General features: G+C 30.5%; 14 protein-coding genes. 5 read left to right on the top strand and 9 right to left on the bottom strand.

What is annotated here, in order from left to right:
- The first annotated feature begins 155 nt into the window (after positions 1-155).
- Positions 156-1004, top strand: coding sequence for a universal stress protein (locus tag V8G56_RS09280; protein ID WP_395438176.1), 849 nt, complete (start codon positions 156-158; stop codon positions 1002-1004).
- Between the two features lie 101 nt (positions 1005-1105).
- The gene (locus tag V8G56_RS09285; RefSeq protein WP_395438644.1) at positions 1106-1444 is read left to right on the top strand and encodes a DUF4870 domain-containing protein; all 339 of its coding nucleotides are present in this window, start codon (positions 1106-1108) and stop codon (positions 1442-1444) included.
- 72 nt (positions 1445-1516) lie between these two features.
- Here the strand turns inward: V8G56_RS09285 and dnaN are convergent, their stop codons facing one another.
- The 6 genes from dnaN to V8G56_RS09315 form a co-directional block, all read right to left on the bottom strand.
- On the bottom strand, positions 1517-2635 hold the full coding sequence (dnaN, locus tag V8G56_RS09290; protein ID WP_395438177.1) for a DNA polymerase III subunit beta: 1119 nt from the start codon (positions 2633-2635) through the stop codon (positions 1517-1519).
- Between the two features lie 176 nt (positions 2636-2811).
- Positions 2812-4479: a gliding motility-associated ABC transporter substrate-binding protein GldG gene (gene gldG, locus V8G56_RS09295; protein WP_395438178.1), complete on the bottom strand. Its 1668-nt coding sequence runs from the start codon at positions 4477-4479 to the stop codon at positions 2812-2814.
- Complete coding sequence (locus V8G56_RS09300) at positions 4466-4957, bottom strand: hypothetical protein (protein ID WP_395438179.1); 492 nt, start codon at positions 4955-4957, stop codon at positions 4466-4468. The genes gldG and V8G56_RS09300 overlap by 14 nt, the downstream gene beginning before the upstream one ends.
- A gap of 8 nt (positions 4958-4965) precedes the next feature.
- Positions 4966-5673: a gliding motility-associated ABC transporter permease subunit GldF gene (gldF, locus tag V8G56_RS09305; RefSeq protein ID WP_395438180.1), complete on the bottom strand. Its 708-nt coding sequence runs from the start codon at positions 5671-5673 to the stop codon at positions 4966-4968.
- A 10-nt stretch (positions 5674-5683) separates the two neighbouring features.
- The gene (locus V8G56_RS09310) at positions 5684-5980 is read right to left on the bottom strand and encodes a putative quinol monooxygenase (protein WP_395438181.1); all 297 of its coding nucleotides are present in this window, start codon (positions 5978-5980) and stop codon (positions 5684-5686) included.
- A gap of 7 nt (positions 5981-5987) precedes the next feature.
- Complete coding sequence (locus tag V8G56_RS09315) at positions 5988-6824, bottom strand: SAM hydrolase/SAM-dependent halogenase family protein (RefSeq protein WP_395438182.1); 837 nt, start codon at positions 6822-6824, stop codon at positions 5988-5990.
- Positions 6825-6968: 144 nt separating this feature from the next.
- On the opposite strand from V8G56_RS09315, the gene V8G56_RS09320 reads away from it, so the two are divergent.
- The 3 genes from V8G56_RS09320 to V8G56_RS09330 all read left to right on the top strand — a co-directional run bounded on the left by V8G56_RS09320 (position 6969) and on the right by V8G56_RS09330 (position 9710).
- Complete coding sequence (locus V8G56_RS09320) at positions 6969-7922, top strand: PhoH family protein (protein ID WP_395438183.1); 954 nt, start codon at positions 6969-6971, stop codon at positions 7920-7922.
- A gap of 208 nt (positions 7923-8130) precedes the next feature.
- Positions 8131-8643 (top strand): hypothetical protein, encoded by a 513-nt coding sequence (locus V8G56_RS09325; RefSeq protein ID WP_395438184.1) that lies wholly within the window; start codon positions 8131-8133, stop codon positions 8641-8643.
- Positions 8644-8762: 119 nt separating this feature from the next.
- Entirely contained in the window at positions 8763-9710 is a 948-nt protein-coding gene (locus V8G56_RS09330; RefSeq protein WP_395438185.1) for a phosphoribosylaminoimidazolesuccinocarboxamide synthase, read from the top strand.
- Positions 9711-9736: 26 nt separating this feature from the next.
- Here the strand turns inward: V8G56_RS09330 and V8G56_RS09335 are convergent, their stop codons facing one another.
- From V8G56_RS09335 to V8G56_RS09345, 3 genes are all read right to left on the bottom strand, one after another.
- Positions 9737-10453 (bottom strand): DUF6090 family protein, encoded by a 717-nt coding sequence (locus tag V8G56_RS09335; protein WP_395438186.1) that lies wholly within the window; start codon positions 10451-10453, stop codon positions 9737-9739.
- A 77-nt stretch (positions 10454-10530) separates the two neighbouring features.
- Complete coding sequence (locus V8G56_RS09340) at positions 10531-10707, bottom strand: hypothetical protein (protein ID WP_395438187.1); 177 nt, start codon at positions 10705-10707, stop codon at positions 10531-10533.
- A 209-nt stretch (positions 10708-10916) separates the two neighbouring features.
- The gene (locus V8G56_RS09345) at positions 10917-12005 is read right to left on the bottom strand and encodes a heparan-alpha-glucosaminide N-acetyltransferase domain-containing protein (protein ID WP_395438188.1); all 1089 of its coding nucleotides are present in this window, start codon (positions 12003-12005) and stop codon (positions 10917-10919) included.

The raw sequence follows: 12005 nt of genomic DNA on the forward strand, positions 1-12005 counted from the left end.
ACTTTTCGCAGCGTATATAATGGTAATTATTATGTTGAGAATACAACGGTTTAATTTATGATTTTTTGAATATAACATGTTCTTCAACTGACTTTTGTCATAGTTTTAGTGGTTTTCAAAGGTTATATTTATTAATAATTTTAAACACCAAATAGATGAAATCAATACTACTGCCAACGGATTTCTCTAAGAATTCAGTAAACGCAATTAATTATGCAATGGCTTTATTTAAGGACGTCCCTTGCGACTTTTATTTATTAAACGTTCAAAAAGCTTCTTCGTTCATTTCTGATGACATGATGGTAATGGCATCATCGGCAACTATATATCAAACAATAATTGATGTTTCCAAAAAATCAATTGCAAATTTGATAACAAAGCTTGAAACCAAATATAAAAATGATAAACACACTTTTCATTCAGTTGTAGATTATGATAATTTTATAGATTCTATTAATCAAGTGACTCTCAATAAACAAATAGACCTCATAGTTATGGGAACCAAAGGAGCTACTGGATTAGAGAAAGTTATTTTTGGAAGTAATACTGTACATGTTATGCAGCGTTGTGTAGCTCCGGTATTGGCAATTCCTGATGGTTGTTTATTTACAAACTTAAATAGAATAGCTTTTACTACAAATTATTTGACTTTACATAATATTGAAGAGTTAAGACCACTTAAAGAATTAGTTACTCTTTATAATTCTAAATTGAATGTACTTCATTTCGATGATATTGAAGGCATTAGTGATCAGAGAAAGGAAAATAAAAAGTTTTTAAAAACATATTTTAGTGATGTCACCTATGAAAATATTGATTCTTTTAGCACCGATTTATACAAAACGCTTGAAGAATATGTTCATGCCAATGACATTAAATTAATTGCTATGATGCGTAAAAAACATACGTTTTTAGAACGTTTGTTTAATAGGCATCCCGAAGAAACCCTAGCATTTAATATCGATATTCCATTTTTAGTAATGGAAAACACTTTAATTATTTGAATCCTTCTTAAGAAGTAAGGTGTTAAATGATGTTATTAGATTGTAACATTTTTTGTCATCGATCGTCTTACTATTATATCAATCAACAGACATTAACCATGATGAGAGAAGATAAGCAACTTTTAGTAATAACCCATTTAAGTCAGCTTGCAACTTTATTGACAGGTTTTGGGGGCTTAATCATCCCTTTAATTATTTGGGCGACTCAAAAGGAAAAAGTTTATCAAATGGATGAACAAGGCAAGCGCATTATTAATTTTCAATTAAGTCTACTAGTTTATGCTTTAATTTGTATTCCTTTAATTTTTTTACTAGGATTAGGAATTCTTTTATTGATTGGTATAGGAATTATTTCAGTAGTTTTCCCCATTATAAATGCAATTAAATCTAATGATGGAGAATCTCCAACATATCCTTTATCTCTTAATTTTATTAGTTAGTTTAGTTAGAACGAGATAAATAAAAAGCTCACCATTTGGTGAGCTTTTTTAATATATAAAAATAAATATTTTTTAATTATTAAGCATTACTGGCATGACTAACATCGTAATAAATTCACCTGAATCTAGACCGTCAATAGGTGTTAAAATACCAGCACGGTTAGGTAAGCTCATTTCTAGTTTGACTTCATCTGCATTCAAATTATTTAACATTTCTGTTAAAAACCTTGAATTAAAACCAATTTGCATGTCATCCCCTTGATAATCACAGGTCAATCGTTCTTCAGCTTTATTACTGTAGTCAATATCTTCAGCAGAAATATTTAATTCAGCACCAGCAATTTTTAATCTTATTTGATGGGTTGTTTTATTTGAGAAAATACTAACACGTCTTACAGAATTTAAAAATTGGGTTCGGTCTATCACTAACTTATTAGGGTTTTCTTTAGGTATAACAGCTTCGTAATTAGGATATTTACCATCAATCAATCGACAAATTAATTGCGAGTTTTCAAAGGTAAATTTGGCGTTAGAATCATTATATTCAATAACAACTTCTTCTTCACTACCAGCCAAAATCCCTTTTAAAAGATTTAAAGGTTTTTTTGGCATTATAAATTCTGCGGGTTGATTGGCTTTTACGTCTTCTCTTGTGTATTTTACAAGTTTATGAGCATCAGTGGCAACAAAAGTTAATCCTTCAGAAGAAAATTGAAAAAACACACCACTCATTACAGGACGTAAATCATCATTTCCGGCAGCAAAAATTGTTTTACTGATTGCAGTGGCTAAAACATCACCAGTTATAATTGTTTTACTAGGATCTTCTAGAGCTACAGATTTAGGAAATTCCTCACCATTGGCATATGCTAGTGCATATTTACCATGATTAGAACTTATTTCTATAGTATTATTATCTTCAACTTTAAATGTTAATGGCTGTTCAGGAAATGTTTTCAAGGTATCAAGCAATAAGCGAGCAGGAAGGGCAATACTTCCTTTACTATCACTTTCAACTTTAAGTTGAGAAACCATAGTAGTTTCTAAATCACTCGCAGAAACGGTAAGTTTTGAATTATCTAATTCAAATAAAAAATTATCTAAAATAGGAAGTGTATTAGAACTGTTAATGACGCCTCCTAATACTTGCAATTGTTTTAATAAATAGGTACTTGATACTATAAATTTCATTAGATTATTTATATTTTTTAATTGACAAATGTTGCATTCATTGGATTAAAATTTCCCTTTAAAAAAAAGTCTGAAATCATGAATGGTTCATGTATTTATAATTCGTTTAGTTTTAAAAAATGCTATTTACAAATATATTCCATACAGACTAATATAGGAAACAAACTTATTAACATTTAGCCAGTAAATTTTTTCTTTCTAATATAATTAAAACCGAACCCAAAAATAGTTAATAAGCCTAGTGGCAGTAAGATATTGAAGATTTGCCAGTATGTTTTTTGACTGGCTATTTTTTCCTGATCTAAAAAGGCCACATCAATTTCTTTTGAACGAATGTTTATAAGTCCACCATCATCCAATAAGTAATTTACTGTATTCATTAAAAATTCTTTATTTCCATATGTTTTCCCGGTCCATCTATCAAATCCCAGTTCTTGAGGAACATTTCTAACAACATCATTTTTAATAAGATCTCCATCGGCAATAACAACCATTTTTGTAAAAATACTTTTATCTTTTTCATTTAAAAGTTTAAATGGTTTGACACGGTTTTTATAAACAGAGGTAAATTCACCTTCTAGCAATACCGCCAATGACTGATTACCTTTATTAAAAAGGCTTGGATCCTGCTGTTGAGTAACAAGGTCTAAACTAATTTCTCTTGGAGTGCCTTCTAATTTTGTTAATGGGGCACTTTCTAATAAAATTGTTTTTTTTATATTGTTTTTTAAAGTATCCATTGGACTGGCAAAATCAAATTTCACCATGTTTAAATTATTAACAATGGGATGCTTACTTATGGTCGAGGCTAAAGGAGAATAAGGCCATTGTAAATGTTGAAATTGTGAATTACTGCCTTCACCAATAGCCAAGGTGATTGGCGCTGAATATAGTGTACTAATTAATAATGGGTTAATACGGACGCCATATTTAAAGAAGAAATCCGTTAGGTTTAAATCTCTGGCTATGGCAAATGTTTTACCAAGCTCATTGTATAGACTATCTTTTTCAATGGCTACTTGGTCTATTAGCCATAAGCTTTTCCCTCCATTCATTGTAAATTGATCTAATACCTGTTTTTCTTCTTCAGAAAAGGCTTCCGTTGGTTTTGCAGCAATAATTAAATCAAATGCTTTTAGTTGCCTTAATGATTCTTGCGCATTAACAGAAACACTATCTAATGTAAAAGGTGCTATAAAATAGTATTCACCAAGTTTTTTAACAAAATCAAAAAGGTATTTATCTTCTAGTTCTCCGTTGCCTTTTAAAACCGCAATCTTTCTGCGCTTTGGCTTTGTTAATTTACTGAATCCATCAGCAAAGGCATATTCCAAGTGCTGGACAGAATTTGAAACCAGTTCTTGTTGTGAAGCCCCGATTTTATTTTTAACCAATGGAATGGTCACAGTTTCATTATTATAACTAGCTAAAGCCCAAGGAAAAATAACTTCCTGAGTGCTTTTTCCATTTTCTTGAACACTTAGCTGCATGGGCGTTAAACCACGTTGTGTAAGTTGCTGGATATTACTCTCTCGTGTTGCTTCATCTTCTAATGGATTGATAAAATGAAATATGATATTACTATTGTTGGCGGAAAATTCTTCAAGCAACTGTTTTGTTTCTCTTTGTAATCGTTTAAATTCTGAAGGAAAATCATCACCAATTAAAAACACATCGACAACTATTGGAGAGGTTACTTCTTTAATAACATTTAAAGACGCCATGCTTAACGTATAACGCTTATCTTGAGTTAAGTCAAAACGTTTAAAAACTAAACTACTTAAGTAGTTAATAGCTATTAAAACAATTAATAATAGGATGATATGTTTGCTATTTTTCTTCAAAAGTTTTTTCCAATTGATATTGTTTTACATTTGTTACAATATTGTTTTTGAATTCTAATTCAAAACATTCTTGCATCATATTGAAAGCTCCAGGCTCAAAACCTAAATTATAGTTCCACTTTTCAGGGGAGTTGGCTTTTATTGAATCATCCCAACCAAACCATTCACTTTTCCCCAGTAAAACTTCAACCTCTTGCTTATTTTTACCTATGAATAGGCTATCCTTAATTATTTCTTTTATCATTTCATAACGCAAAGCAGGCTTGGTTTTCCAGGCTTCGGTTTCAAAATATTTTTCATGATGATAGCTACTGAAAATATTTATAAAGGGATAAACAACATAAAAATAAACAATCGGTGTTAATAGAATGCTAATTAATAAAGTAACCCATTTACGTTTATCAATAGTATTAGCAAAAAACCAAACCAGGATAAAAACGATGCTAATAAGAATTACAAAAACAGGAGTAATAATCATATATTTAATTATTTAAAGTTTGATTTGGTAAGTGAAATAAAAAAAACGGTAACACTTACAAAATAAATAATATCACGTGTATCTAAAACACCTCTACTCATACTTTTAAAATGATAACTCATACCAAGTTGTTCAAAAAAAGGACTAGATATAAAATCTGCAATTCCTTCAAAACCGATATAAAAGAGAAAACATAAAGACACTGCTATTAAAAAGGCGACAATTTGGTTCTCTGATATAGTAGAAGCAAAAACGCCTATAGCCGTATAAGAAGCTACTAAAAATAGTAGACCAAAATAGGACCCCATGGTACTACCTGCATCTAAATTACCTTTAGGACTACCTAATTGATAAACAGTGTAAACATAAAGTAATGTAGGCAATAGTGCGATAATGATTAGAATTACTGCACCAAAATACTTACCTAAAACAATTTCTAAATTTGAAAGAGGTTTGGTTAATAACAGTTCCATAGTCCCTTGTTTTTTCTCATCAGAAAAACTGCGCATGGTCACAGAAGGAATTAAAAACAATAAAATCCATGGGGCTATTAAAAAGAAAGAAGATAGATCGGAGAAGCCATAATCTAAAATATTAAAATCCCCTTTAAATACCCATAAAAACAAACCGTTCAGCAATAAAAACAGGGCTATAACCAAATAGCCTATTGGTGAGGAAAAAAATGTGTTTATTTCTTTTTTTAATATGGCTAACATTTCTTTGTATTTATACTAATGATTCTAATTTATCAAGACTCCAAGCTTCAGGTTTTGAATTAAATAAAGCCTTTGTTTTTGTCCAAACGCTTTTAAATAAATCTGACTGTCTGTAATGTTCTAAATCATTTTCAGATTCCCAATAACTATAGGTAAAAAATATATTTGAATTGCTTTTATCTCTATAAAGTTCAAGTAAATGACAACCTTTAAAAGCTCTTATTTTTCTTTTGTTTTCTTCAAAATTATTTAGAAAATCATCAATATGTTCCTCAGAAAAACTCATTTTCACAATTCTTACAAACATACTTAAATTATTCTTTAAAAAAGTTAATAGTTACAGTATCCATTAAGTTTAACCCCATTAATGTAGAAGCACTTCCAACAGTTGCACTATTGCTTTTATAAACGGCTATTTCTAAAAAATTACCTGAATTAAATACAACTAAGCCTCTGCCTTCATCGTGTCTTTTATCTTCAGGGATTTCAAAATTTACAAAATCACTATATTTTTTATAGATGGTTTTAAACTTGTAACTTCGTGCAGAAATTTCAAAATTTCGACCTTTTTGAATGGTTTCAAAAAATGATTTTTTAATATTCGTCACCACATTGCCATAATTATCGATATAAATCACACTTCCTATAATTTGTGTTTTATCTTCGTTAACATAGGGAACTACATTTTTAATAGGTTTTATTTCAGTGATGGTTTTGCCAATAACTTCTAAAGTTCCTCCTCTTGCAATATGACATGCTACTTTTGCGAAGACATCAAGCACAGGAAAACTTGTTTGAATTTTATCATGAATGTTAATTTCAACAATTTTTTCAGGAGCTATTTCAGTACAAATCATGCTCATAATACCATTATTTGCACAAATAAAATAATGATCATCAAGCTTTACGCCTATATGTTTATTTTCTTGATTTAATTCAGAATCTACCCCAATAACATGTATGGTTCCTTTGGGGAAACTGCGATAAGCATTTTGAATAATATACGCGGCTTCTGATATGTTAAAAGGAGAAATTGAATGCGAGATATCAACAATTCTAATCTGAGGTAATTCAGTATAAATAGCTCCTTTAATCGCACCGGCAAAGTGATCTTTTTCACCAAAATCAGTCGTCAATGTGATAATCGCCATGTTTATAATTGTTGATATGTTTTTAATGTGAGCTCACTCAAATTTATGTATTTTTGAGTTTTACAAAACTAATAAATCATTTCATCTGAATGAACTTTATTTGGGTTTATGTTTGATGAATTTTGAAAACAAAAACGAACGCCTTTGAACGAAATTATAATCGAACTTGAAGAGATATCTCCGAAAGAATTTTTTGGAGAACATAATATCAACATTGAACTTTTAAAAAAATATTTTCCCAAACTAAAAATTGTAGCCAGAGGTAATAAAGTGACGGCTTTTGGAGATGAAGAACTGCTTGAAGAATTTGATAGAAGAATTACGATGCTATTAAAGCATTTTGCAAAGTACAACAAGTTAGATGAAAACACCATTGAACGCGTACTGACAAGTCAAAGTAGTGATGATTACTCAACATCTCACCAAAGTGGACAAGTTATTGTGCACGGTGTTGGTGGTAAACTCATTAAAGCTCAAACTGCCAATCAGCGAAAACTGGTTGAGAGTATGCGTATAAACGACATGGTATTTGCCATTGGTCCGGCAGGTACAGGTAAAACTTACACAGGTGTTGCTTTAGCAGTACAGGCATTAAAAAATAAGGAGGTTAAGCGTATTATATTAACAAGACCTGCTGTAGAGGCTGGTGAAAATTTAGGATTTCTTCCTGGCGATTTAAAAGAAAAACTGGATCCGTATATGCAACCCTTGTATGATGCTTTGCGAGATATGATACCTGCTGAAAAACTGGCTATGTATATTGAAAATGGCACAATACAAATTGCACCATTAGCTTTTATGAGAGGAAGAACTTTAGACAATGCCTTTGTGATTTTAGATGAAGGTCAAAACACAACTCATAATCAAATGAAAATGTTTTTAACCAGGATGGGGAAAAACGCCAAATTTTTATTAACAGGCGACCCAGGTCAAATAGATTTACCCAGACGCACCATTTCCGGCTTGAAAGAAGCCTTATTAATATTAAAAAATGTTGAAGGTGTAGGAATGATATTTTTAGATGATAAAGACGTAATACGTCATAAATTGGTTAAAAAAGTTATTGAAGCCTATAAAAGTATAGAGCATGCAGAATAATTAAAAAGATATAAAGTAAAATTTGAAGCCAGTTATTTGTTTAATTGGCTTTTTTATTAGAATACTTTAATGTTTTTAAGACCTAATCAAATAATTGTCTTATTCAATTAGTTTTCTTTGAATTCTATAAACTTTAATAAAAATCTTGTAAAGATTTATCTTCATATGCTATCGAAATTTGCATCATAAACATTTAAAAAAAAACATTATGAAAAAAATATTTTTTATTCTTGGATTTTTAGGATTAAGTCCAATTTTTGCGCAACAAAATGAAATAGATATCACTCCAAAGAATTCTTGGTTAAAAGCAGGGTTAACTGCCGGAATTCCAGTAGGTGATGCAAATGATGTATCGTCATTTAATTTAGGGTTAGATCTTAGAGGGCAATATTTATTCAATCCAAATTTCGCCATTGGTATAGCTTCAGGTTATAGTCATTATTTTGCAAAAGATAATTTTGAAGATTTTGGAGTAGTTCCTGTAGCAGGGTTCTTTCGTTATTATTTTACACCTAACGGACTATTTTTGGGTACTGATTTAGGATATGGTTTTTTAACTAATATTGAAAATAATGATGGTGGATTATATGTTAATCCTCAAATTGGGTACCATAACAGAGATTGGAATTTATATGCTTTTTATCAAAACACTTTTGCTGAAAACGATCTTAATTTGCAAACTGTTGGTCTAGGTGTTACTTACAATATTCGATTTAAATAATAAAGATTAGTTTTATTTGAATTAAAAAGGAGAAAGTTAATTTCTCCTTTTTTTATTTAGATATTGTTTGGCATTAGTAAACAAATTACATTTGTACAACAAACAACACTCTACTTTAAATGAACACAATTACTGCTACCAATTTCAATTTTCCTGGACAAAAAAAAGTTTATAAAGGAAAAGTAAGAGAAGTTTATTATTTAAATGATGATTTGTTGGTTATGGTAGCAACTGACAGATTATCTGCGTTTGATGTGGTGATGCCTAAAGGCATTCCTTACAAAGGTCAAATTTTAAATCAGATCGCCACTAAATTCATGGCTCAAACCCAAGATTTAGTCCCAAACTGGCTTATTGCAACGCCTGATCCTAATGTAGCTGTTGGTCATTTATGTGAGCCTTTTAAAGTTGAAATGGTTATTCGCGGGTATTTGTCCGGTCATGCAGCACGTGAGTATAATTTAGGAAAACGCAAACTTTGTGGTATTGTGTTACCAGAGGGCATGAAAGAGAATGACAGGTTTCCAGAACCTATTATTACGCCAGCTACTAAGGCCGAAATGGGTGATCATGACGAAGATATTTCAAGAGAAGATATTTTAAAGCGCGGAATCGTTATAGAAAAGGATTATTTGGTTTTGGAAGATTATACCAGAAAACTGTTCCAGCGAGGCACTGAAATTGCAGCTTCAAGAGGGTTGATTTTAGTGGATACTAAATACGAATTTGGAAAAACAAAAGACGGTAAAATTGTGTTGATTGATGAAATTCACACCCCAGATTCTTCCCGTTATTTTTATGCTGAAGGTTATCAGGAAAGACAAGATAGAGGGGAAGCTCAAAAACAACTTTCAAAAGAGTTTGTGCGTCAATGGCTCATTGCTAATAATTTTCAAGGATTGAAAGGACAAACCGTTCCTGAAATGAGTGATGACTATATAGAAACTATTTCTGAACGCTATATAGAACTTTATGAAAATATTATGGGAGAGCCTTTTGTAAAAGCTGACGTCTCCAACATTCAAGAGCGAATTAAAGCGAATGTTCTGGCTTATTTAAATCGATAAAAGTTTTAAAAATATAATAATAAAAATTATTTTTTATAAGTTTCTAACCCCTTATCAATTAATTGACCAATAGAATTGATTTCTTTCAAGGCGCGATTATAAATGGAATCTTTACCTGCCGTTAAATAAATACTTTCTATAATAATATTTTGAAGTTCTACTGAATAGAGATTTTCTGGTTTTTCGATATGTAAGTTGGAATAGTTGATAACACCTCGCATTTCTGGTGATAACTCTTTTATAATGATTTCCCAATGTATATCCTCTAACTTATTAATGTAGTGAAAGGTTGTTTCTAAATTTTGTAATTTTTTTTGAATTTCAGTGTTTTTTATAAGTTTTATATCACCACTATTGACCAAACTTTCATAAATGTTTTCATTACCATGAAAATCTGAATATTGAGATAAGTTCATCGCTATAACGGCAAGAGTATCGATACTTTCACGTTTTTTGCTGGAGATGATTCTATTGGCATGTTCGTATTGAAACTTATAGTATTCATTTAGAGTTTTTGCATCTGTTATTTCATATAAATTTTGACTAACTTGATCTTTTACACTAATGTAAGTTTTTATTTCGTTTTGCTTTTCAATTAGGTCACTGTTCCAATTGTTGATTTTAAGAGCAATTAAAATACCTATCACTACCAGCACAATTTCACCAATAGCATAAAGAACATATTTTCGTATGTTATTTTTAATCAGTAATTGCTGTCGAATGGTTTTAAAGAATTTTAGCATAGAATTCATGTAAATCCCATATGGTTATTTTTTTAATAAAACCATAAAATGATAGATAATAAAACGATTATAAACGTCTATTTGGTTCTGCTAGAAATAATAGCGGTTATAACCAGTCCTAAGCCTATACTGCCTATAATTGAACCAACAAACCATAGAACGGATGTTTTAAGAACTGCCAACCCTATACCGACGCCTAATAGTGCTCCACCACCAATAGCCCACGTACTTTTATCAATTACGTTATTTGCCATAATATATTTTTAGGTCAATAAAATTAATAAACATTGATATTTTATAATATGACATTTGTCAGGCTGAAGGATTTATCAACTAAGATAGGATGCTGTAAATTAATCCAGTTTATTATTGAGAAGTGTTTTTACCCTTGTTTTATTTCAAAGTAAGAAAATAGTTTTAGTTGAAATAAAATGATCTTATCAACTTTAATGGACATTAGCGGCTATTTTTTAAATCTATCTACTATTTTCCTTGCTAAATTATAAACAAAATGGTTGGTCTGTGCATAATAAAATGAAATGAGACTTACAATAACTATAAATATGAATGCTCCAATGACGGCTTCATTTGGGTTTAAAGATTCATTATAAAACCGCTTTAATCCAACACCGGTAAAACTTCCAAATAGAATGACAAAATGAATGACATACATTGAAAGTGTTTTTTCTCCAATGCGTGCAATTAAAGATTGTTTTAAAAAGCGTTCGAAGGTGTAAAAAACGCCGAAAAGGATTAATACATTCCCTAATCGTGTGAAAAGATAATTGTAATCGGCACTGCGAAATAATAGTTCTATATCTGTTAAATAATAGAGTTCTTTTAAAAACCAGGATGAGTGGTATACAAGAAAATAGCCGATAACGAAAAAAGTTATAATGGTGAATATTTTAAAACGATTTCTGTGAGCATGTCTAAAAAAAATAGTCGAAAGAAAAGCACCAAAAGCCGTATAACCAAACCATGGCAATATGGTAAAGACTGAACCATTAACTTTTGTCATATAATTAGCAAAGAAAAGTGGGACATCTTTTATTACCAAATCTCTGTATAATGGTTCTGTGATAAAACATAAAAATCCTATTATAAATAAAACAATTGAGAAAATATAACTATGGTGTTTTAAAACCATATGCAGTCCAATTAGTAAAATTAAAGACAAGCCAATACATTGCAGGACATCAATCACCAGAAAATAGGAATTAAAATAACCGCTAAACCAATCTAATAAATTAACTCGAAGGCTGTAACCTATAATAATAAGCAAAAGTCCCCTAAATAATCCTTTTTTTATTCTTGGGCGATCATCTCCTTTGGCATTGGCACGTAATAATAAATAAGCAAAAACTAACCCGGATATAGTAAAAAATGTTGGAGCTGTGATACCTCTAAAATAAGACCAGATGTTATATACTTGATTTGAAGTGTCTCGGTAAACAGGATCAATTAAAGTATCAATAAAATGCCCTTGAAGCATCATTAATATGGCAAATGCCCTAACGGCATCAATAAAATATAATCGATTAGTATTCAA

Source organism: Gaetbulibacter aquiaggeris (assembly GCF_044003965.1).
In the GTDB taxonomy this organism is placed as follows: Bacteria; Bacteroidota; Bacteroidia; order Flavobacteriales; family Flavobacteriaceae; genus Yeosuana; species Yeosuana aquiaggeris.